Source organism: Photobacterium sp. WH24, from assembly GCF_019204055.1.
Lineage (GTDB): Bacteria > Pseudomonadota > Gammaproteobacteria > Enterobacterales > Vibrionaceae > Photobacterium > Photobacterium arenosum.
In genome coordinates, this window is record NZ_JAGSOZ010000012.1 from 13,117 (window position 1) to 37,493 (window position 24,377).

The 24,377-nt window shown below is 47.7% G+C and carries 15 protein-coding genes; 6 read left to right on the top strand and 9 right to left on the bottom strand.

The window, feature by feature from the left end; all coding sequences use genetic code 11:
- Positions 1–139: 139 nt before the first annotated feature.
- The 5 genes from KCG43_RS14795 to pepN all read right to left on the bottom strand — a co-directional run bounded on the left by KCG43_RS14795 (position 140) and on the right by pepN (position 10,160).
- Complete coding sequence (locus KCG43_RS14795; RefSeq protein WP_192017085.1) at positions 140–679, bottom strand: cell division protein ZapC; 540 nt, start codon at positions 677–679, stop codon at positions 140–142.
- A gap of 248 nt (positions 680–927) precedes the next feature.
- Entirely contained in the window at positions 928–1,947 is a 1,020-nt protein-coding gene (gene pyrD, locus KCG43_RS14800) for a quinone-dependent dihydroorotate dehydrogenase (protein WP_218385864.1), read from the bottom strand.
- Between the two features lie 45 nt (positions 1,948–1,992).
- Positions 1,993–6,822, bottom strand: coding sequence for an NAD-glutamate dehydrogenase (locus KCG43_RS14805; RefSeq protein WP_218385866.1), 4,830 nt, complete (start codon positions 6,820–6,822; stop codon positions 1,993–1,995).
- Between the two features lie 420 nt (positions 6,823–7,242).
- A complete protein-coding gene (locus KCG43_RS14810) occupies positions 7,243–7,464 on the bottom strand; it encodes a DUF2835 domain-containing protein (RefSeq protein ID WP_192017082.1) in 222 nt (73 codons plus the stop codon).
- A 71-nt stretch (positions 7,465–7,535) separates the two neighbouring features.
- Complete coding sequence (gene pepN / locus KCG43_RS14815) at positions 7,536–10,160, bottom strand: aminopeptidase N (RefSeq protein ID WP_218385868.1); 2,625 nt, start codon at positions 10,158–10,160, stop codon at positions 7,536–7,538.
- 422 nt (positions 10,161–10,582) lie between these two features.
- Here pepN and pncB point away from each other — a divergent pair, with 422 nt between their 5' ends.
- A complete protein-coding gene (gene pncB / locus KCG43_RS14820; RefSeq protein ID WP_218385870.1) occupies positions 10,583–11,779 on the top strand; it encodes a nicotinate phosphoribosyltransferase in 1,197 nt (398 codons plus the stop codon).
- A gap of 101 nt (positions 11,780–11,880) precedes the next feature.
- Here pncB and KCG43_RS14825 read toward each other — a convergent pair whose 3' ends face one another.
- The 4 genes from KCG43_RS14825 to KCG43_RS14840 form a co-directional block, all read right to left on the bottom strand.
- Positions 11,881–12,546 (bottom strand): lipocalin family protein, encoded by a 666-nt coding sequence (locus KCG43_RS14825; protein WP_192017079.1) that lies wholly within the window; start codon positions 12,544–12,546, stop codon positions 11,881–11,883.
- 228 nt (positions 12,547–12,774) lie between these two features.
- Positions 12,775–14,778, bottom strand: a complete 2,004-nt coding sequence (gene prc / locus KCG43_RS14830) for a carboxy terminal-processing peptidase (RefSeq protein ID WP_192017078.1) — start codon at positions 14,776–14,778, stop codon at positions 12,775–12,777.
- Between the two features lie 17 nt (positions 14,779–14,795).
- A complete protein-coding gene (gene proQ / locus KCG43_RS14835) occupies positions 14,796–15,434 on the bottom strand; it encodes an RNA chaperone ProQ (protein WP_192017077.1) in 639 nt (212 codons plus the stop codon).
- 110 nt (positions 15,435–15,544) lie between these two features.
- A complete protein-coding gene (locus tag KCG43_RS14840; RefSeq protein ID WP_192017076.1) occupies positions 15,545–16,003 on the bottom strand; it encodes a GAF domain-containing protein in 459 nt (152 codons plus the stop codon).
- Between the two features lie 84 nt (positions 16,004–16,087).
- On the opposite strand from KCG43_RS14840, the gene KCG43_RS14845 reads away from it, so the two are divergent.
- The 5 genes from KCG43_RS14845 to KCG43_RS14865 all read left to right on the top strand — a co-directional run bounded on the left by KCG43_RS14845 (position 16,088) and on the right by KCG43_RS14865 (position 24,362).
- Positions 16,088–17,920, top strand: coding sequence for an ABC transporter ATP-binding protein (locus tag KCG43_RS14845; RefSeq protein ID WP_218385872.1), 1,833 nt, complete (start codon positions 16,088–16,090; stop codon positions 17,918–17,920).
- 50 nt (positions 17,921–17,970) lie between these two features.
- Positions 17,971–19,161, top strand: a complete 1,191-nt coding sequence (locus KCG43_RS14850; protein ID WP_192017074.1) for a paraquat-inducible protein A — start codon at positions 17,971–17,973, stop codon at positions 19,159–19,161.
- Complete coding sequence (locus tag KCG43_RS14855) at positions 19,148–21,811, top strand: MlaD family protein (RefSeq protein WP_218385875.1); 2,664 nt, start codon at positions 19,148–19,150, stop codon at positions 21,809–21,811. Before KCG43_RS14850 ends, KCG43_RS14855 begins: the two co-directional genes overlap by 14 nt.
- Before the next feature lie 157 nt (positions 21,812–21,968).
- Positions 21,969–23,405 (top strand): 16S rRNA (cytosine(1407)-C(5))-methyltransferase RsmF, encoded by a 1,437-nt coding sequence (gene rsmF / locus KCG43_RS14860; RefSeq protein WP_218385878.1) that lies wholly within the window; start codon positions 21,969–21,971, stop codon positions 23,403–23,405.
- A 363-nt stretch (positions 23,406–23,768) separates the two neighbouring features.
- Positions 23,769–24,362: an FMN-dependent NADH-azoreductase gene (locus tag KCG43_RS14865; protein WP_218385880.1), complete on the top strand. Its 594-nt coding sequence runs from the start codon at positions 23,769–23,771 to the stop codon at positions 24,360–24,362.
- Positions 24,363–24,377: the final 15 nt, after the last annotated feature.

Here is a 24,377-nt window from a genome sequence, read left to right on the forward strand (position 1 = left end):
TAAATCCGGTCACGTAAAGCAGCTGATTAACCAGGCACTATATGACAAGTGGCTGATAGCTTATTGGGGATATATAGAAATGTGCTTTTAAAGCCTATTGCTGTAAATCGTTGTTAAATATACTTTTCCAGGCCAACGATTAGCCTACCAGCGCCAGGCCAAGCTCTGTGTCTAAATGGACGGCCTGCATTCTGTCGTTCATTACTTTGATAATGCCGCAGAATTCCATTTCTTTCCCTGACGTCAGAACATGAGATTCCACATCCGCCAGCATGCACAGGCTCGCACAGCCGCTGTTTTCAATAACCAGGTAACGGGCAGAGCCGAAATCGGTATCCAGCCCGATGATCTCGCCGTTATGAGGCGTATACCCCCCCTCTTGCTGAGAAAAAAACCAGCTTTTAGGCATCATGGGTTTATGAAAACGACTGGCAGCGACAGCATTTAAGGCCAGCTCGACCTTACGCGGAGCAGACAAATCCAGCGCAGAAATATTTTCGAGGTATGTTTGATAGGTACTTGCATCGTCAACCGTGAACTCACATCGGTTAAAGGCGCAAGCAATAAGATGTTTACTCGGAATTGAAACGCGGAAAACCATCTCTTCGCCCAGGTCGAGCATTAAAGAGTCATTCTTCTGGTCGTAATACCACGTCCATGAATTATTTGGTTTTAACACGATAGGCTCCAATGTCAGTGTCTTAACTGTGATCAAAGCAAGCAAATTAAGTACGTAAAAGGAATTGTACTAAGTAAGTGGTAAAATAAAAGGGGAAAAAATTTGTAAGATCATAGTGTTAAGCTATGTAATTTTGACAAAATACCGCTTTTTACCGATGTTGGAACAAAAAAACGCCCACATAAAGTGGGCGTTGTTTGTATGACGGCAGATTTACAAACGCTAACGTTTAGTGACAGCGTCACTCATTATCGTAAATCACAATTGAGTACGATATCTTTAACCAGCTTAGGACCATGATAGATAAAGCCTGAATATACCTGGACCAAACTGGCACCGGCTAGCAGCTTCTCTCTTGCAGCAATGGCTGAATCAATGCCACCTACCCCAATAATAGGGATTTGCCCTTTTAGCTCATGATTAAGCATGCGGATGACTTCCGTGCTTCTGTGCTGCAGCGGACGCCCACTCAAGCCGCCAGCCTCATCACAATGCGGCATTCCCTGTACCAGGGTACGATCCAGGGTCGTATTCGTCCCTATCACACCGTCTATCTCATTTCGGATCAATGAATCGGCAATCTGGATCAGCTCGTGATCTTCGAGATCAGGCGCGATCTTCAGCGTAAGCGGCACGTATCGGCCAAACTTCTCAGCCAGCGATGTTTGTCTGCTCTTCAATTGCGTCAGCAAATCATCCAATGCCTCACCGTATTGAAGATTACGCAGTCCAGGCGTATTCGGTGATGAGATATTCACAACGATATAGCCAGCATGCTCGTAGACTTTATCCATACAAATCAGATAGTCGTCTACCCCTTTCTCCAACGGTGTATCTTTGTTTTTACCGATGTTGATACCGATAATTCCGTCAAACGTGGCTTTCTTTACATTTTCTACCAGTTGGTCAACGCCTTTATTGTTGAAACCGAACCGGTTGATAATACCTTCTGCAGGTTTTACCCGAAAAAGTCTGGGTTTGTCATTTCCCGGCTGAGGTTTAGGCGTCACAGTACCGACTTCAACAAATCCGAAGCCCATTGCGCCAAAGGCATCAATACATTCGCCATTTTTATCCAGGCCAGCGGCCAGACCAACAGGGTTTTTAAACTTGAGTCCCATGACTTCAACAGGACGATCAGGGAGGTTTTGGCGGTAAAAAATATCGAGAGGTGTACCGGTGAAGCGAGAAAAGTTCTTGATAGCCAAATCATGCGCTTTTTCAGGATCAAGCTGAAACATGGCCGAACGCGCGAGGCGGTAAATCATTATACCTCCTTAAAAAAAAGCCCCGTATAAACGGGGCTAGATTATTCACTGATTTGGTTTGCAATTCAAATTTAATAGCACCAATTCACGCATTGCAACGGAGAATTTTGCAAATTCATGGGCTGTACCCACCTTGAATTCAGCAAGTACGCTTTCCCAGCGTTGAATGGCGGAGTGATGATGCTCAATCCACATCTCAATCAGCGTTTCAGGTTTTTCACTGCCCTTGCCTGCTCCGATAACTGCAGATGTGAGCTGACGTTGCTGCCAATCCAGATCTTCACGGAAAGAAGCACGAGCCAGTGCCTGCCAATGGTTTTCAACCGGCTGATTATGAACCTGTTGCAGGAACCAGTGCAGTGATAACTGTGCGCCAAGTACAAAGTAGACACGAGCAATAAAGCCAACATCTTTGTTCAGCTCTTTCGCACTCTGCGCAATATCCATGGCAGAGTACAAGCTGCTCAGGCGGGCAATATTGTGCGCAAGCTGTGCCGGGACGCCTTCGTTGATCATGCTGTTCGCCTGATCATCATGCTCCTGCACCTCTTCAGCCACCAGGTATTGCTCCAGGTTATCACGCAGGTTGTTCAGCGTTGGCTGATAGAATGCAATTTGCTCTTCAATGCCCATCTTACGATCGCGGTTACGCAAGAACCAGCGAGTGATGCGACGCAGCATACGACGGCAACGATACATCATTTCGTACTGGATATGCGCAGGCACTTTATTGTCCAGCTCGCGGATTTGCTCGAAGAACTGCTCAAAGCCAAACACATCACGGCCAACAGAGTAAGCAGACGAAATTTCCGCCACTGCCGAACCCGTCTCTTCCTGCAAACGGGTAACAAAGTTACAACCCATCTCGTTAGACATCTGGTTAGCCAGCGATGTGGCAATCAACTCTCCTTTCAGAGGGTGATTTTCCATCTGAGTACGATACTTTTCCTGCAGTGCTTTCGGGAAGTATGCCGGCAGCAGGCGGTTATGATAAGGATCTTCAGTGATCTCTTCAGTAACCAGCTCTTCTTTCAGTACCATCTTGCCGTAAGCAACCAATACAGCCAGCTCCGGACGCGTCAGACCAATGCCGTCTTTCTCGCGCTCTGCCAGTGTATCGTCATCTGGAAGATACTCCAAACCACGGTCCAGCTTGCCTTCTTTTTCCAGATGATGAATGAAGCGGATCTGCTCTTTCAGCAGCTGTACGCTTTGATGCTGAGTCACAGAAATAGACTCACTTTGGGTGTACGCATCGTCCAGTACGATATCGCCTACTTCATCTTCCATCTGCTCAAGCAGAAGGTTGCGTTGCTTGTATGTCAGATCACCCGCCGCAACCAGACCATTGAGCAGGATCTTAATGTTAACTTCGTTATCAGAGCAATCTACACCGCCCACGTTGTCAATGAAGTCTGTGTTAACCCGTCCGCCATTGATCGCAAACTCAACACGACCCAGCTGAGTCATACCCAGGTTACCACCTTCACCAACGATCTTGGCGCGCAACTCACCGCCATTAACACGCAGGCCATCGTTAGCACGGTCGCCAACATCGGCATGTGTTTCACTGGCAGCCTTGACATAAGTACCGATACCGCCGTTCCACAACAGATCCACTTCCATTGTCAGGATCAGTTTGATCACTTCATTTGGCGTCAGGCTTTGTTTACGCGTACCTAAGAGTTTCTGAATTTGTGGTGACAGCTTAATAGACTTGCTGCGACGCGAGAATATACCGCCCCCTTCAGAGATCAGGCTGGCATCGTAATCTTCCCAGCTTGAACGAGGAAGATTGAACAGACGGTTACGCTCTTCCCAGCTTGAGGCTGAATCCGGGTTTGGATCCAGGAAGATGTGCATGTGGTTAAAGGCTGCAACCAAGCGCGTATGTTTAGACAGCAACATACCATTACCGAATACGTCGCCAGCCATGTCACCAACACCAGCACAGGTGAAATCTGTTGTCTGGCAGTCAATACCCAGCTCACGGAAATGACGCTTAACAGATTCCCAGCCACCTTTGGCAGTGATACCCATTTTCTTGTGGTCGTAGCCGTTAGAACCACCAGAAGCAAATGCGTCACCCAGCCAGAAGTTATAATCTGCTGATACCGAGTTAGCCAGATCAGAGAATGTCGCGGTGCCTTTATCGGCAGCAACAACCAGATATGGGTCGTCCTCATCATGACGAACAACATTGCTCGGATAAATAACCTCGCCTTCAATGATGTTATCAGTCACATCCAACAGTGCGCGAATGAAGCGCTTGTAACAACGCTGACCTTCAGCCAGGATTTCCTCACGGGTTGTCATTTGCGGCTGACGCTTACAAACGAATCCGCCTTTTGCACCTACAGGTACGATAACTGTGTTCTTAACCTGCTGTGCTTTAACCAGACCGAGGATCTCGGTACGGAAATCTTCCTGACGGTCTGACCAACGCAAGCCACCACGGGCCACCTTGCCACCACGCAGGTGAACACCTTCAATATCTGGCGCGTAAACAAAGATCTCAAAGAAAGGTACAGGTGCCGGAATTTCCGAAATTTCAGACGGACGCAGTTTCAGCGACAGCCATGGCTTAGGCTGGCCTTGTTCATCAGTCTGATAGTAGTTAGTACGCTGGGTAGCCAGAATCATTTCCATATAACGACGGATAATACGGTCGTCATCCAGACTTTCGACTTCTTCCAGCTTTTCATTCATCTTAGTGATCAGTGCTTCTTCAGCTTTTGCACTGAACTTTCTCGCCGGATCAAAACGCAAGGCGAACAGATCAACCAGATCACGCGCCAAATCAGCATGGTTGGCCAGCGTATCTTCAATATATTGCTGGCTGAATGGAAAACCAACCTGACGCATATAACGGGCATAGCTGCGGACAATAGTGATTTCCCGGCCAGTCAGCTCTGCACAGAACAGAAGACGGTTAAAGCCGTCACTTTCCAGTTCACTGCGCCAGATAGCAGCAAACGCTTCCTGGAAACGATCTCGTGCATCGCTCAGATCAATCTCGTTGCAACCATTGACCAGCATCGCAAAGTCGAGGATCCAAAATACTGTTCCGTTCGCCGTAACGATCTCGTATGGCGACTCTCCGATCACACGTAAGCCAAGGTTTTCCAGCATAGGCATCACATCTGACAGATGGATGGGCTCATCACGATGGTAAAGTTTCAGCTTCACAAAACGGGAATCTGTTGCCACTTCCTGCGGACGGTAGAACAACATACCCAGCTTGTTGTCTTCGCTCAGGCTTTCCAGCAGCTCAATATCTGCAACCGCAGAGCCTGGCAGCATTTGTTCTTTATAAGAACGCGGGAAGGCGCGCGCATAGTTTTTCGCCAGAGGGGTTCCCTGATTCTCACCAAAATTTGAGATCAGTGAATCAATTAAACGATCTTCCCAGGAAGCCGCTGCTTCTACCAGATTACGTTCGATCGCTTTTACATCTACATCAAAGTTGTTGTTATCTACACGCACAATATAATGAGTTCTCGCTAGTGGGCTCTCTGAGAAGAAAGTGGTGAAATCCACGTTCAGTTTAGAGCCAAAATACTCTTGGAAAATTTTCTGAGTCTTGACACGCAATTCGGTGTTATAACGCTCGCGGGTGACATAAACCATGCAAGAGAAGAAGCGACCGAAAGGATCACGGCGAACAAACAGACGCAGAAGATCACGATCCTGCATTCTGACAACACCGCTGGCCACATCCTGCATTTCTTTTTCACTGGCCTGAATCAGCTCATCTCGCGGATACGTTTCCAGAATGTTATTCATCGCCTTCCACGAGTGTGAATCTTCTGAATAACCACTGCTTTGAAGAATGCGTACCACTTTATTGCGGATCAACGGAATATTCATCGCTGTCTGATGATAAGCCGTTGCAGCATACAGGCCGGTGAAGCGGTGCTCGCCTATGACATTGCCGTCTTTATCCAGACGTTTAATACCGATGTAATCAATGTACGCTGGGCGGTGAATCGCTGACTTGCCGTTGCTCTTGGTCAGAATCAGCAGATTTGGCTTTCTGGCTTCTACACGTGCTGATTCTGGCAAATCAGACAGCATCAGTGTACGTGCTTTACCCGGCTTGCTCAGCAAACCCAAACCTTTCTCGTCACAGGGACGCAGTTCAAAATCACCTTCAACAGGTACCAGATCGTACTGGTGATAACCCATAAAGGTAAAATTATGGCGTGTCACCCACTCCAGAAACTCAATCGCTTCTTCACGGTGGCTTTTATCTACCGGCAATTTCGCTGATTTAAGTTCTTCTGCAATCTCCAGCATTTTGCTCTGCATTGCCTGCCAGTCATTCACGACCAGCACAATATCTTGCAATACTTGCTCAAGCTCGGTTCTCAAAGCATCCATTTCTTCCTTACTGGATAACCGATCGACTTCAATGTGGAATAAAGTTTGCAGATCTCCGGATTCTCCACATGCTTCAATGATCACCCCTTGATCATCGCGCTTGAAGAAATACGGGCCATTGAACATCAAATGACTGGTGATACCCAGACGGTTTAATGTCATACGGACTGAGTCGACCAGAAATGGATGATCCGGCATCACAATCTCCACTACCGTGTGGGTTGACTGCCAGCCATATCGACTCAATGTCGGGTTATAAACACGAACAGAAATTTGGTCAGGTTTGTTTTGCACTAGATGGTGCCAGAGGCTCAGTACTGCACCATACAAATCAGATTCATTCCGTTGAAGCAGATCATCATCTGCCAGTTGTCCTAACAATCGTTGAGCAAACACTTCGACTAATGACTGCTGAGGGGATTCTATCTTGTCCTGGATTAAGCCATACACTTTTTCAAGCAGTACCGGCACTATTGTGTCAGGTGCGGTCATAGCAGATGCTCCATCGTTATTACTTTTATCAATCTAGTATAGGGTTTTATAACGACGCCCCGAGTTCAGCGCTAAAAAACTTCTCTCTGGCGAGGTATTGTTGACTCGAAAGCTATTGTAGGGGGTTTTGTTGCCAAATGGTTACGTTAATTACTCTGGTTTTTGAAGAAAAAATCGAATATGTGACTAAGGTAGATGTTTTGACTGGTGGCCTGTCAGCAGACAAAAATTCCAATGCGATAACTTGCTACTACACACACTTTTTGGTCTAACCATCTAAAAATATAAACTTTTTTCTATCTGTGAAACTAATCAACATCTCAGGCAACTGATTATGAGATACTTTTTTCGCAACAGATAAAAAAACCAGTTTCGCATAATTATGTAGGATATTTGTTAATATCCGACTAAAGACAGGTTTTAAGCGATTTTCTCCAACTTTTCAAAACGGTTTTCTGCATTCACCACAACCCGAAAGCGCCCTTTTATACCTAACTGGCTGAGGAAAGGACGAAGTCTGACGGCTGGGAGCTGCAGCCGGAGGCCCTCATCGGTGTGAACCAGCACTGAGCTGGCAGCACCTGAGTAATGCTGCAGGTAGGTGTGATAGGGAATGTTGACTGAAAAGGTGTATCTCTTCATGCAAACAAGCCTGTTGGTCGAATAAAAAAGAAAGGCTCCCGGAGGAGCCTTCTGATTAAAACAGACTTGCTTTATTGTTCAAGTGCTTTTTCCACTTTCTCAAACAAATCTCTCGCCAGATTGTCCAAACCGGCCAACTTCTCCAGTTCGGCACGCATCAATGCCTGGCGTTCCTCATCATACAGACGGTACTTGAGGAAAGGCTCAATCAGGCGTGAAGCCAGCTGCGGGTTCGACGTATTCAGGGCGGTCAGTATCTCAGTCAGGAAACGATAACCACTACCGTCTTTTGCGTGGAATCGAACCGGGTTGTTGGCGCAAAAGCTCGCTACCAGACTGCGTGTACGGTTCGGGTTCTTCAGGCTAAACGCTGGGTGTTGCATAGTGTCACGCACATTATCCATAGCGTTTTCCGCTGGATTCTTACCCTGAAGAATAAACCATTTGTCCATAACCAGTCCGTCATGGCTCCACTTGTCGCTGAAATCTGCCATCTGCAATTCGCGGCAGGCCAGCTGTGCTTCATTAGCCGCTGACATGGCAGCCATAGTGTCTGTCATGTTATCGGCCGTTTCATACTGAGCTGACACCAGTTTTTCACCCTGCTCTGTCAATGCCAGATAAGCGAGGCAGCGATTACGTAACGCACGTTTGGCTATCGCACCATGTTCAATACTGTAGCTGGCTTGCTTCAGTGAGTGATAAATGGCAGTCAGCTCATCTTCCAGCTCTGTCGCCAGAAGCTTTTCGAGCTGTCCGAGCACAGCATGTATTGCATCAACATCGACAATGTCATACCAGCCAGCCACTTCATTCTCGCTGGGCAGAGTCAGCATTTCAGCAATAAAGGCAGGATCGAGTTTTTCGTCCAGTAACGCCCCGCGGAATGCATCAACCACGTTTTCAGGGAAAACCACTGTGCCCCCCGTTTGTACCGCGGCCACATTACTTCGAATGTATTTGGCAAGTAACATCTGACCGGCATCCCAGCGCGCAAATTCATTGCGTGCATGAGTCATCAGGAATACTAACTCCTGGTCACTGTAATCGTACTCCAGGACAACCGGCGCCGAGAATTCACGTAACATGGAAATCACAGGCTGCTCATTCACCCGATCAAATTCAAAAGTCTGCTCAAGCTCTGTGACATCCAGTACATGATGCACTTTTTCTCCGTTACGCTGTAACTCAATAACCTGACCTTTACTGTCGTAGAGTTCAATATCAAACGGAATATGCAGGGGCTGTTTCTCTTTTTGCCCGGCTGTAGGTGCCGTATGTTGTTTTACCGTGACAAGGTAACGTTTGGTGCCGGCATCATATTCGGTGCTGACTTTTACAATCGGTGTGCCCGACTGGCTATACCATAAACGGAACTGACTCAGGTCAACACCCGAAGCCTCTTCCATCGCCAACACAAAGTCGTCACATGTCGCTGCTGTGCCGTCATGACGTTCAACATACAGTTTCATACCCGCCTGAAAACCTGCTTCGCCCAGCAGCGTGTGCATCATCCGAATCACTTCACTGCCCTTCTCATAAACTGTCAGGGTATAGAAGTTATTCATCTCAATGACTTTTTCCGGTCGAATCGGGTGCGACATCGGACCGCGGTCCTCAGCAAACTGTGGCCCACGCATAACACGGACGTTGTTGATTCGGTTTACCGGCCGAGAGCCCAGATCCGATGAAAACTCCTGATCCCGGAATACAGTCAAGCCTTCTTTCAGGCTGAGCTGGAACCAGTCCCGGCATGTAATGCGGTTACCGGTCCAATTGTGGAAGTACTCATGACCAATAACTGACTCAATACCCAAATAATCCGTGTCCGTAGCAGTGGCCGGATTTGCCAGCACGTATTTGGAGTTAAAGATATTCAGACCTTTGTTTTCCATCGCCCCCATGTTGAAGAAATCAACGGCAACGACCATATAGATATCCAGGTCATATTCCAGGCCAAACCGCTCTTCATCCCATTTCATAGAGTTAATGAGCGATTGCATGGCATGCTCGGCGCGATCCAGATTGCCCTTATCGACAAATATTTCCAGCGCAACGTCACGACCGCTGACTGTTTTATAATTGTCACGCAGCACATCAAAGTCACCGGCAACCAAGGCAAACAGGTAGCAAGGCTTTGGATACGGATCCTGCCACTGAACCCAATGACGACCATTTTCCAGCTCACCGCTTGCCACTTTATTACCATTACTCAATAAATACGGGAAGCTAGCTTTATCTGCGATCACTTTGGTGGTGAAACGGGCAAGCACATCCGGGCGGTCCTGATAAAACGTAATACGCCGAAAACCTTCCGCCTCGCACTGAGTACAGAAGCCACCACCAGATTTATACAGACCTTCAAGCGCGGTGTTTGCTTCCGGGTTAATCTCCGTTTCAATGGTAAGTTCAAACTCTTCAGGCAATTGACGAATCAGCAGGCCATCTGCCGTTTCTTCATAGTGCTGCCAGGTTTCACCATTGATTTCCAGCCGACGCAGAACCAAATCATCACCGTCTAATTCAAGTGACGTCACACCTGCAGTTTGTTGCTTCACTTTACTGACAGCAACAACGCGGGTCGCCGTGTCTTGCAGATCAAACACCAGATCAATGTCGGTAATCGTAAAATCGGGTGCGGTATAGTCAGCACGATACTTAGCAGTGGGTTGAGCGGCATTCGGTTGATCGGCCATAAAGTCCTTCCTTCATCATCCATATTGGCAGTTACCACAAAACAACGAACAAGATTTGATCTTTTCAATCGATGAAACATTGTTTGCGGAACTGAAAAATTTGCATACCCCAACTTCAGGTTATGATAGCGGGTATGGAGCAGGTAAAGTCAGCGTGAAGCCTATGCCATATACACGCAATTATAGGTAAGACAAGAATTCTTGAAATCGCATCAACTATACTTTATGTGAATACGTATAATTGGTCGCCAATAATCTTTACACTGTGTTAAGGCAAAATGTTAGCAGATAGCACTTGAGGTGAAAATCTTATCTTTATCTATTGTTACCTGCGTCGCGTCGCGTAACAATGACACTGTCGTACAACCTCCTTTACCCCAATACATTGATTTTAGCCTCTTTAACAGGAATGATTCTGCAATATGAACCACACTATGCAACCTTGGATCATTGATTCACTGCTTGATACCGATGCGTACAAACTCCACATGCAGCAAGCGATTTTTCACCTCTACCCAGATGTGAGCGCTGCCGCCGAGTTTCGCTGTCGCAGTGGCGAAGATCTCAGGCCTTACCTGGCTGAAATCAAAAGACAAGTCGCTCACCTGGGTGAGCTGCAGTTTAGCGCAGAAGAAATTGACTACTTAGCCACACTGCCATTCTTTCAGCAAGACTACCTGGACTATTTAAACCAGTTTCGCCTCGATCCCACGCAGGTCATCATAGGTGAAAGTGATGAACAGCTCACTATACGTATCGAAGGAAAATGGCTGGATATCATCTTGTGGGAAGTGCCTTTGCTTGCCATTGTCTGCGAGACTCGATGTCGTCATCGCTATGCTGATGCCTCACCTGAAGCTGCGATTGATCAACTCAATCACAAGCTGTCCCGTTTTCACGCGCTGGCTGCCAATACGGACATCAGCGAATTTTCTTTGGTCGATTTCGGCACCCGGCGTCGCTTTTCTAAAGATGTACATTACGCCGTTGTCGATCATCTGACAGCACACTTCCCTCAGTTCAGCGGTACTTCAAACTACCATCTGGCCCGAACTCGCCAGCTAACCCCTGTTGGTACCCAGGCACACGAGTGGTTCCAGGCTCACCAACAACTGGCCGGAGAACTGGCTGGTTCTCAGCAGTTAGCATTGAACCGCTGGCTTCAGGAATACCCGGACTCCTTAGGTATCGCCTTAACCGACTGTATTAACATGGATGCATTTTTGCGGGATTTCGATCTGCGTCTTTCCAAACGCTTCAGTGGTCTGCGTCATGACAGCGGTGATCCGATCACATGGGGCGAAAAAGCCATTGCGCACTATCAGTCGCTGGGCATCGATCCAAAAAGCAAAACGCTGGTATTTTCCGACAGCCTGACGTTAGAGCGCGCACTGGAGATATATCAGCACTTCTGTCAACGCGTCCAAATCAGTTTTGGTATAGGGACGAATATGACATGCGACTTGCCGGGCGTAGACACCTTAAACATTGTGCTGAAACTCACCGAATGTGAAGGCCGGCCAGTTGCCAAAATTTCAGATGAACCTGGAAAAAGTATCTGTCAGGATGAAGAGTACCTGGGTCAACTCCGTGAAGCCTTCAAGCTGGTCAATGACTGAGTTGAATGCACAGTAATACTGCAGACAAAAAGAGAGGCGAAAGCCTCTCTTTTTATTACAACGTTGCGTTACAAGGTAACATTTTACAGATAGATAAGGTGTTATTGACGCTGCATCACAGCTTCCATGCCAAACTGTTTATTTGTCAGAGTTAACGTATTGTCTCCGCCCAGTTTAAAGTGGCTGTCATGCTGGCCATCTTCGTAAATCAGCACAATCCTGTCATCTTCCAGGTAGTAGATGCCCTTATGCTCTTTACGTGTTCCGTCTTTTCCTATTACCTGAGCGGAGAATAAGAAATCCGGACGTAGCGACAGCTTCAGCTCTGACACTTTGTTATCAACGTCCTTACCGCCTATCGCGGAAGAACGCCATTGACCCGGTAAATTTTCAGGCGCCAGCTTAGTAAAACGCGCACCATCTAAAAGAAACTGGTTATAACTCAACACATATTCATGCTGCTGGGAGGGCTGATTGATGGAGTTCATGGTAAGCGTCGTTTCATCAATATCATAGTTGCCGCCCCACTCGTCGATCAGTCCGTCAGTACGAAGCAGGCGCACTTTAAAATGATAAGACGAACTGAACTTAATATTCATAGCACGGTAGTTGATTCCCTCACTCTCCACCCCTTCCTCGGTAGTGCTGAACCAGTACCAGTCTCCAAGCAGCAGTGGATAATCGAATTCAGTCAGCTCATCGGCTGCTGCAGTGTTGCTCCATGTAAAAACACTGAGAACAAATGACAAAAGAACGGCTCGCAGCATGATAGTACCCCTAAGAAGTATCAGCCCCTTCTATCAAATTAGCCCTCATTGGAATGTCCCGCGCGCGAATATGATACTTGTCATAAGTATTCAACAGCTTGTTTCAACTATGAGACATGGCCAGCCATGAACTTCAGCCTTGTTATTAACACCACTAACGCACTGTTGTAAAAAGAAAAACGGCGCAGAATGCGCCGTTTTTTATATCATCATTAAACCTTAATCACTTCAGCTTTGCTCTTCCCGAACTAAATCAGCCGTGATTGCAACAGCCTCATCCAGATAAGCATCAGGCGCTTCATAATCTTTAGGGACGTCTTTCAATGCAATGAAAGGTTTCTCACCTAACGATTTCTGACGTGCGTTCAAGCGCTCCAAACGCTCTTTCTCATCCAGATCCTGCTCAGAGCGACGCTTGCTTTCGTTCAGAGACAAGGCATTTTTATCTTTCTCAGCGTTGTACTTGGCTATGTCATCGAAAATAAAACCAAACTCCATATCGCTCTTGATACGTTGTTCGTGTTGAACACGTAACGAAGGCAACAGCGGAGAAAAGTCATACAGCTTCTGGTAACCCGCAGGCTTGATACTGTCCCACGGCAGAGCATTATCTTCTACACTTTCACCCGTATCCGCAGGGTCAATGGCAGTAGGGAAACTGATATCCGGTACAACACCCAGATTCTGCGTACTGCCGCCGTTAATGCGGTAGAACTTCTGAATCGTGTACTGAACGTGACCTAGCGGTTTATCGAACAGATCATAGATATGATTCAGAGAACGGTGCTGCTGAACTGTACCCTTACCGAATGACTGTTCACCGATAATAACGGCACGACCGTAATCTTGCATTGCCGCGGCAAAAATCTCAGACGCAGACGCACTGTAACGGTTGATCAGCACAGTTAAGGGGCTATCAAAGTAAACGCGATCATCGGAATCACCATTCACTTTCACACGTCCGTAACTATCGCGAACCTGAACCACCGGGCCACTGTTAATAAACAGGCCGGTTAATGCTGTGGCTTCCGTTAACGCACCGCCGCCGTTATTACGTAAATCAATAACAATACCATCAACCTGTTGCTGGTTTAATTTCGCCAGCTCTTTCTTGGTATCTTCAGAAAGACCAACATAGAAACTCGGGATCTCAAGAACACCAATTTTGCGGCCTTTATAAGTTTCTACTGATGACTTGGCAGCCCTGTCTTCAAGACGGATCTTATCCCGGACGATTGTGACACTGTAGCTTTTGGCATTGACTCCCTCCGGAAGAATCTCCAGGCGAACCTTGCTGCCCTTCGGCCCTTTGATCAGCTGTACCACATCATCCAGTCGCCAGCCCACCACATCGACCATTTCTTTACCGTCCTGAGCGACACCAATAATACGGTCTCCTGCAGACAGTTTTTTAGAATTGGATGCCGGGCCACCAGCAACTAAAGAACGAATAACAGTGAATTCATCATCCACTTGAAGCACAGCACCAATCCCTTCCAGAGACAGGTTCATCTCCGACTGGAACTGCTCAGCGCTGCGAGGAGAGAGATAACTGGTATGAGGGTCAACTTCACGCGCGAATGCATTCATATAAAGCTGAAACACATCTTCGCTGTGACTTTGAGTCAGGCGCTTCAACGCGTTGTTGTAACGTTTACCCAAGGTTTCCTGAATGTCTTTCCACTCTTTGCCTGCCAGCTTAAGATTCAGCTCATCCGATTTGACACGTTCACGCCAAATTTCATTCAGCTCTGCCCTGTCCTTCGGCCATGGCATTTCTGAACGATCAACCACAATATCTTCGTTGACATTGAAAGACATAGGTCTGTCCAACAGAGTCAGCGCATATTGATAACGATCAAACCGACGCTTCAATACCGTATTGAAGATATCGTAAGCTGCTGTTGTTTCGCCTCTTTTTAACTGGTCATCAAGCTGATATTTCCACTGTTCGAACTGTCTGATATCAGATTGAGTGAGGAAGCTTTTGTTGAAGTCCAGCATTTCCAGATAGCGATCGAAAATGTTGGCAGAAAATTGGTCATCAAGTGAGAACTGGCGATAGTGAGATCGGGTAAACCGTGAGGCTACACGCTTACTGGCGGTCGCATGCTGTTTTTCTGGAGACAAAACAGGCAATTCACTTTGTGTATGTGTGGCTTCCAAGGCCTGAGCTGATGCTGCCAGCATGATACCGGCAGCAATCAGTGAGAAACGGAATCGACATTTCATACGTCGAGCATTCTCCTTTATGAACGCAGGTGCTCCGCTTTCACAACCATGGTCAGGCCATTAGTCAGACGGACACGCACATCGTCCTTATTAATTTCTACAATGGTTGCCGGCATGTTGCCATTGCCCATATTGACACTGACATCCTTACCCACTGTCACTTCATCGGAAGACAAAGCGCGTGTTGTTTCTACCGGCTTCTTATCTAGCTTAGACGTTTTTTGCTTAACGTTTCTAGGTCTAGGTGATTTTTCCCTAACTTTCTTTGGCTTAGCATCACCTTCAGCTGCCGCTTTAGCCGCTGCCTGCTCTTTACGACGGGCGCGAACTTTCGCTTTACTTTCTTCCAACGCCTTTTGCGCGTGATCAACATGTTCCTGTTCTAACACACCACACTCATTGCCATCAAGGTCAATACGGCTAGCGCCTGCTTTAACACCATGAAGATAACGCCAAGAAGAAGTGTACTGACGAAGTGCTGCTCGCAGCTGAGTTTTACTGACTTTAGGATCATCACTCAGTCGTTCAGCGAGGTCTTGGAAGATACCAATTTTTAATGGTTTAGCTTCACCTTCAACAGTAAAACAATTCGGGAATTGCTCTGCAATATAGGCAATCACTTCTTTACTGTTCGTTAACTTTTCAGAGTTTTCCATGGACTTTCCTGACAAAGCGAGAGTACCTCGCTGTTAGTGCTTTTAAATAAAACCAATAAGTGCGGGCTATTATAATTACCTGATGTTGAAAAACCACCGAAAGCATGCAATTAGAGCTTAATTTGTAGTTCCTCAATGAATGCAGCCAGCCCGTCTTCATCTTCCTGGTCAAATCTTGACAGGCTTGGGCTATCAATATCCAATACGCCGTACAATTCACCTTTAACTGAAAATGGAATCACGATCTCAGAATTACTGGCAGCATCACAGGCAATGTGCCCCTCAAATTGATGGACGTCACCTACTCGCTGAACTTTGTTTTCTGAGATGGCCGTACCGCAAACACCGCGGCCAACAGGTATACGAACACAGGCTGGTTTACCCTGAAATGGACCCAATACCAACTGGTCATCTTTCAGCAAATAAAAACCGACCCAGTTAATATCCTCTAACTCCATGTTCAGTAACGCACTAATATTAGAAATATTAGCAATTACATCGGGTTCACCGTCAACGATTGCCACAGCCTGTTGGGTTAAACGACGGTAGAATGCAGATTTATTTTCCATGGCTTACTCCATATATAGCCGTTAAAATGGCACCTTTGTATCGTAATAGGAATCGTTATCACTGTGAAAGGCTCAACGAATCAAATGATTAACTGGTCATGGTTGATAAAGCAAGCAAAACATCACAAAAAGAGGCTGATTGCTGCCAATATCATCGCCCTGATTGCTACGCTTATCAGCGTTCCTATCCCACTGCTGATGCCGCTGATGGTAGACGAAATTCTGCTTGATCAGCCTGGTAAGGGAATTGCTTTATTAAACCACTTCCTGCCGTTAGCCTGGCAACAACCGACTGCCTATATCATTCTGGTGCTCCTGATGGTCGTCGTCATGCGTGCTGCCAGCCAAGCTTTGAATATCCTGCAAAGCCGCCAGTTTACCTTAGTCGCCAAAGACGTTACTTATCAGATGCGCAAGCACCTGATTGATAAACTTGGCCGGATAAGCATGCGTCAGTATGAAGAGCGCGGCAGCGGCGGAATCACTTCTCATCTGGTTACGGATGTTGAAACCATAGATAAATTTGTGGGCGACACGTTAAGCCGCTTTCTGATTGGTACGCTGACTGTGCTCGGGACAGCCATCGTGCTGCTGTGGCTGAACTGGGAGCTGGGGCTGTTTATTCTTCTGGTCAACCCCGTTGTGATTTATGCATCACGAAAAATGGGAAACCGAGTTAAGCACTTAAAGCGGAAAGAAAACCAAGCCTTCGAGAAATTTCAGCAGCGACTGGTTGAAACGCTGGATGGTATTTATCAGCTAAGAGCGGCAAACCGTGAACGCGATTTCCTGAAAAACCTGAAAGAGCATGCTGATGGCATCCGTGATAATGCCGATAAATACGCCTGGCAGTCAGAAGCCGCCGGACGGATCTCTTTCCTGCTGTTTTTGATTGGATTCGAACTCTTCCGCGCTGGGGCCATGCTCATGGTGCTGTTCAGCGATTTGACCATTGGCCAGATGTTCGCGGTATTTGGCTATCTGTGGTTTATGCTGGGCCCGGTTCAGGAACTGCTGGGTATTCAATTTGCCTGGTACGGTGCTTCGGCCGCTATGCAGCGTCTGAACCAGCTGATTGCACTGGAAGAAGAGGTTCGTCCTCAGGCCAAAGTGGATCCCTTTTCCGGCCATAAGCAGATTGCCATTGATATCAATCATCTCGACTTTTCCTATGATGAAGACAAGAAAGTCCTGAACGGATTGAATGTTTCATTACCCGCAGGAAAACGCGTGGCATTAGTGGGTGCGTCAGGCGGCGGAAAGTCCACATTGATCCAGTTACTCCTCGGCATCTATCAAAAAGACAGTGGCGATATACTGATCAATGGCCATCCTGTTGAAGACGTCAGCTATGAGGCACTGCGGGAAAAAATGGCCGTTGTGCTGCAACAACCGGTACTGTTCAATGATACTCTTCGTCATAATCTGTCATTGGGCGCTGAGTATAGCGACGAACAACTTTGGCAAGCAATTGAAATTGCACAGCTTTCAGATGTCACACAGCGGCTGAGTGACGGGCTGGACACTCAGATTGGCCGTCAGGGTATTCGCCTTTCAGGAGGACAACGCCAACGGCTCGCTATCGCCCGAATGATTCTGACTAACCCGGATTTCGTCATTCTGGATGAAGCGACATCTGCACTGGATACGGCCACTGAAGCCGCTTTGCATACTGCCTTGAACCACTTTCTGGCAGACCGGACGACCCTTATCGTGGCTCACAGACTCTCTGCGGTGAAACAGGCTGATATCATTTATGTGCTGGAAGACGGTCAGGTAAGCCAGACTGGGACACACGCGGAGCTGGTGAACACGACTGGTCTGTATCAGACCCTGTACGGTACTGCTCAATCCAGCGAGGCTGAACATCACATTAACGATCAGAACCTGACAGTAGCCAGGTTCAGTTCAAAATAATATAGTGATGCCAGTTCAACAAGTTAACGGTTCCAATAGGATGGACATCAATGTCAACGGTAAGACTCTGCCCTAGTTGTGATTTACTATTGACACCTAAAGTAACCGCCAGGGGACAAAGCGCTTTTTGTCCCCGTTGCGAATCACGCATGTACCGTGGCGGCATGCCATCTATACGTGGCGATCTGGCTCTCGCTGTCGCCGGTTTGATATTAATCATACCGGCGCATCTCTATCCTTTAATTACCATTCGCCTGTTCGGTGTCATGATACCGGCTACCATACCCTCAGGCGCACTGACGTTGTCGTCCGATTACCCCGCTGTCGCGCTGTTAATACTGTTCTGCAGCACAGTCGCACCTTTACTGGTTTTCCTATCGGTAGTCGGCGCTCAACTAGGCTTGGCGAAGCGCCAGCTCAGCCTTTTTAAGTACTCGATGTGGTGCATAGAACACCTGAAGCATTGGGCGATGTTTGATGTTTTTCTGGTCAGTTTGGGCATTGCGTGCTTCAAAGTTAAAGACTATGCCGATATCTATGTCGGCCCCGGCCTGTTTTGCCTGGTTATGATGGAAATACTGATGGTCATCATGCTCACGCGCTTCCATGTCAAACGGTATTGGGAAGCCTGGCAACCTGAATCCGATCATAAAAGCCCAGCTTTGAAGTTACACTGTGACAATTGCCATCTGAGCCAGGAAGAAGCCGATAAATGTCAGCGCTGCCATAGCCCAACTCACTACCGTAAACCGTTTTCAATTCAGAAAACATGGGCTTACCTGATCACGGCGACTATTTTCATCATCCCGGCAAACACCTACCCGATATCAATATTTTTAAACAATGGTAAGCGGATTGAAGACACTATTCTCTCTGGCGTCGCGTCACTCATCAATACCGGCATGGAAGGCATAGCCATTCTGATTTTCTTTGCCAGTATCGTTGTGCCCGTTGCCAAAATACTTGGGCTTGCATTTATTCTTCTGTGCATCCACGGTAAAAGAAAGATCAATCACTTACACAGAATGAGGCTTTACCGTATCATTCAATGGATCGGTAAATGGTCAATGATGGACTTGTTCGTCATTGCTTTAATGGTCACGCTCATTGATCGCGGCCAGATTCTGGATTTTACCCCTGGCCCGGGAGCCATTGCCTTTGCGATCGTTGTCGTGCTCACCATGCTGGCAGCAGAAAGCCTGGACTCTCGCCTGATTTGGGATAACTATGACAAACAGTAAACACCCTCCACAGCCGCCTTTTGGCAACCCCGTCGGCCCGCAACAGCCTCAACCGGTGAATGTCAAAAGGGACAGACAGATATCGCCGCTGTGGATTTTACCTGTACTGGCTTTGGGGCTGGCGGCATGGCTGGTCGTTCAGGCTGTCAGCGAAGCTGGCCAGCGCATCATTATCCATTTTGAGGATGCGGCCGGTCTGGTTGCCGGCAGAACCATGATTCGTTATCAGGGCCTGGAAGTTGGCGTCGTCCGGGACGTTAAATTATCTGATGATCTGCAAAGTATCTATGTAACCGCTGATATCTATCCTGAAGCGGTACAGGTTTTACGTAAAGGCACGCGGTTCTGGCTTGTTAAACCCAAAGCCTCGATTACCGGCATCAGTGGCCTTGATGCACTGGTATCGGGTAACTACATTGCGCTGCTCCCAGGAGAGGGAGAACCGGCCCAGGAGTTTGACGCTTTAGACAGTCAACCCTCCGAAACTCCCGCTGGCGAAGGGCTCACCATTCAGCTTCAGGCGCCCGACCTGGGTTCTGTTTCTATCGGCGCGCAGGTCTACTATAAAAAAATCCCTGTTGGCGAAGTCTATAACTACACCCTCAGCAACAGTAAAAAACGGGTGTTGATTGACGTCCTGATCCAACCTCAGTACGCCAACCTGGTGACCAATAAAAGCCGCTTCTGGAATGTTAGCGGTGTCAGTGCCAATATCGGATTTAATGGTGTCGATGTTCAGTTTGAAAGTCTCTCTGCATTAATTGCCGGGGCGATTGCTTTCGACTCCCCGGACGAAGGTCTTCCTATCCAGCCGAACCATTTGTTTCGCCTGTACCCCGATCTGAATACCGCTGGACGCGGCATCGCCATTACCGTTGAATTACCAGATGACAATGACATCAGTGCTGGCGGCGCTCCGATCGTGTATCGCGGCCTGCAGATTGGCCAGATCTCTGATTTGCGTTTAGACCATCAGCGCAAACGTATTATTGCCCATGCAGCGATTGAACCTAGCATGAGTGATTTGCTGACATCCGGCACCAGTCTGTTGTTGGAAGAAGCCAACCTCTCCTTACAGGGTGTGAGTAATCTCGGTAACCTGATAAAGGGCAATTATCTGACGTTAATTCCAGGCGAAGGTGAGCCGGCCCGGCACTTCCAGGCATTCACCCAGGAGCAGCTTGAAGAGAAACGTCCCGGGGCTGCCGTCATTCACCTGTACGCCGATAAGAATGTTGGTATCAGCCGAAATACTCAGGTGACACACCGAGGCATGGCCGTGGGAAGTGTCAAAAAAATCAGCCTGGAAAAAGAAAAAGTCCGCTTTGATATCATAATCAAACCCGAATTCACCTCTCTGGTACGAAGCCAAAGCCGCTTCTTTATTGATGGCGGAATTCAGGCCGACATCAGTGCAGACGGTATCAATGTATCAGTACCACCAGCAGAGCAGTTAATCAGTAACAGTATCGCTTTTACCTCTGAAGGCTCAGGGAAAATGCGTAGCCAATATCCGCTGTTTGAAAGTCAGGCACTCGCGAAACTTGCCAGCAGCCAGCAATCCGGCAGTACCACGGTACAACTTTTTGCCGACGCTCTTCCCTCGGTGAGCGAAGGTAGCCCTGTGCTATACCGTAACCTTCCCGTAGGCAAAGTCAGTGGTTATGCCCTAACGCGTGACGGCGTCACAATAAAATTATCGATTCAGAACAAGTACCGCTATTTAGTGACAGCAGACAGCGTTTTCTGGGATCAATCCGGTGTTGAAATCGAAGCTGGTTTGTCTGGGGTCAATATAAAAGCCAGCCCTGTCACTTCATTACTCAAAGGCGGTATTGCTTTCGATAACATGAACGGCATTCCCAACCGTGTCGGTAAACAATTCAAACTGTTCGGCAGCCTGAAAAGCGCGAAGGAATTTGGTACGCAAATCAGCCTGACGGCAGAGCATGCCAAAGGCATTTCTGTGGGTACTGACATCAAATACCAAGGAGTGACTGTGGGTAAAGTGTTGTCGCTGGTACCAGATTTTAAAACCGGTCTGGTTCAGATTGATGCGCGTCTTTTTCCCCGGTTTGCTGATGCTCTGACAAAAGATAAAACGCACTTTTGGCTGGTCACACCCAAAGTCGAACTCACTGGAGTCAAAAATCTCGACAGTCTTTTAAGCAGCTACATAGAAGTAGAGCCGGGTGAAGGAAACTATCGGCAAACATTCGCGCTTTCGGAACAGGCAAAAGCAGGGTTCGATGGCCTGACCGTTATTCTGGAAAGTGTCAACCGCGCTTCAATACGTTCAGGTACACCCCTGCTGTTCAGAGACATACAAGTGGGCCAGGTCAGTAAAGTCACGTTAGGCGAATTGGCTGACAGAGTAATGATCGAGGCGCACATTGAGCCTGGCTTCCGGCATCTGGTTCGTTCAGATACCGTATTCTGGAACACATCAGGTCTGGATGTCAGTGTCGGTCTGACAGGCGCCAGCATTCAGGCTGGTACTGTAGACAGCCTGATTCGTGGCGGCATTGCACTCGCCACACCCGAAGGCCAGCCCCTTTCAGCGCCAGCTCAAAGCGGAACGCACTTTCTGCTTCACGAAAAGGCCAATCCGGAATGGAAACAGTGGCGGACTGCTATTCCGGCCGAATAACACCCGGCATCGGCCACCGGGCACGTGGGTCGCCGAAAAAGTCTGGTTGTTCCAGCCTGCAAAACAACAAGGCAAGCCATTGGGCTTGCCTTGTTGTTTTATCCTAACGCCAGTTTGTTATAGACTTGCCGCCTGCATCCCAACCGAGATAAAGCAAGTGCATCAGTCCATCTACATTCCAGACGATTTCATTAACCTCATCCGCCAAATTCTGCCAGACAGTCTGGATATGGACAGTTTCCTCGCCAGTTGCCGTACCCCGCTGCGTCGTAGTATCCGGGTCAATACACTGAAAATTTCCGTCGCCGATTTTTTGGCAAAAGTTAGTGATAAAGACTGGATCCTCACGCCGGTTCCCTGGTGTGAAGAAGGATTCTGGATAGAGTACGATGAGTCAGTCACTGAGTCTTTAGGCAATACCGCAGAACACCTGGCAGGACTGTTTTATATACAGGAAGCCAGCTCCATGCTGCCAGTCACCGCTTTACTCACAAACAACGAGCAAATCGGCTGTGTGCTGGATATGGCCGCCGCCCCCGGTTCAAAAACAACGCAAATCGCGGCCTCAATGCAACATAAAGGCGCACTGGTTGCTAACGAACTGTCAGCCAGCCGCATCAAGGTATTACACGCCAACCTGCAGCGTTGCGGTGTGTCTAATGCCGCAATTACACATTTCGATGGGCAGATATTCGGTAGCTGGACCCCTGAAGCATTTGACAGCATTCTTCTGGATGCCCCCTGTTCAGGCGAAGGTGCAATACGTAAAGACGAAGACGCCATGGCAAACTGGAGCCTGAAGCACGTTCAGGATATTGCAGACATTCAGCGCGGCCTTATTGTCAGTGCTTTTCAGGCGCTGAAACCCGGCGGTGTGATGGTGTATTCCACCTGCACGCTTAATCATACTGAAAATCAAGAGGTGTGCTTATTTCTCAAAGAAACCTTTGGCGATGCAGTGCAATTTGAATCCCTTGCAGGTTTATTTAACGGTGCAGAGCAAACCTGTACCGAGGAAGGCTTTTTACACGTCTTCCCGCAGGTTTATGATAGTGAGGGATTTTTTGTCGCCCGCATTCGTAAACTTGCGGCTGTTGAAAGCGAGCCGGCTAAAAAACGAAAAGCCATTTTTCCCTTCTCTCTGGCCTCGCGTAAAGACAGTGAGCAAATCCACCAGCAGCTGTACACAGATCTCAGCCTGACACTACCGCCAGAGCGGGAGGTTTGGCTTCGGGATCAGGAAGTCTGGTTGTTCCCTGCCCGCCTTCGTCCGCTATTAGAAAACATCCGTTTCCAGCGTATTGGCATTAAACTGGCAGAAAAGCACAAAAAAGGGTACCGCTGGCAGCATGAAGCAGTCATGACACTGGCCACAGGCAAAGAGCCAAGCTGTGTTTCTCTAACTACCGATGAGGCCAATGAGTGGATCATGGGCAGAGACATACGCCCGCAAGACCTCACTGACAAAGGTGAAGTTATTGTTACCTATCAGGATTATCCTCTGGGATTAGGAAAATGGGTTGGGAATCGCATCAAAAATGGCCTGCCAAGGGAATTGGTGAGAGATACAGGTTTATCTGGAAAAATACTTTGAATTTGGAGCAGACGGTTATTGGTATCGATGATGGCAGTAGCCTTGACTGTCTCAGGGCTAAAACTGGCAAAAAATGCTGCTTGAACTAAGCTTGATATTGTAATTGATCTCCATTTATAAACCAGTTAGCGCAAGGCTCTCACGAGCCATTCCCCTAAGCCCGAAACAGGAGTCGTTTCGGGCTATTTTTTACCCTTTTTTAATCCCTTCTGCCCTCAGACCACCCGAATTTTTCCGGGCCGAATCTAGCTTCATTCAAAATACTCGAACAACTTACACAAGTTTTTCAGCTTTTAGTGCTGCAGCCCGGCATTTATAGTTAGCCCAAGTTCATTAAAGAATCACTATAGAAGGGACAGCATTATGTCTAAAGTTCTTGTTCTGAAATCCAGCATCCTTGGCGGTTACTCTCAATCAAACGCCCTGATTGATCATCTTGTCAACGTTAAAGCAGATAGCATCTCCACCATCATTGAACGTGACCTGGTTGCTCATCCGCTCCCTGTTCTAGACGGCGAGCTGGCAGGTGGGTTACGTGGCGGTGACAACCTGACCCAACGTCAGAAAGAAACGATTGCACTGTCTGATCAGCTGATCAACGAAATCAAAACCAGTGACACTATTATCATTGGCGCACCTATGTATAACTTCAGCATTCCGACTCAACTGAAAAACTGGTTTGACCTGATTGCCCGTGCAGGTGTGACTTTCTCTTACACTGAAAATGGGCCTGTTGGTCTGCTGACAGGTAAAAAAGTGATTGTTGTTTCTTCTCGTGGCGGCATGCATAAAGGTAACGCCACTGACACTATGGTTCCTTACCTGACCACTATCCTTGGCTTTGTCGGCATGACAGAGGTTGAGTTTGTTTATGCAGAAGCATTAAACATGGGTGATGAATTGGCCGATAAAGGCCGTGGGGAAGCGAAAGCACAGATTGAAGATCTGGCAATCTAACAGCGCCTCACCTCT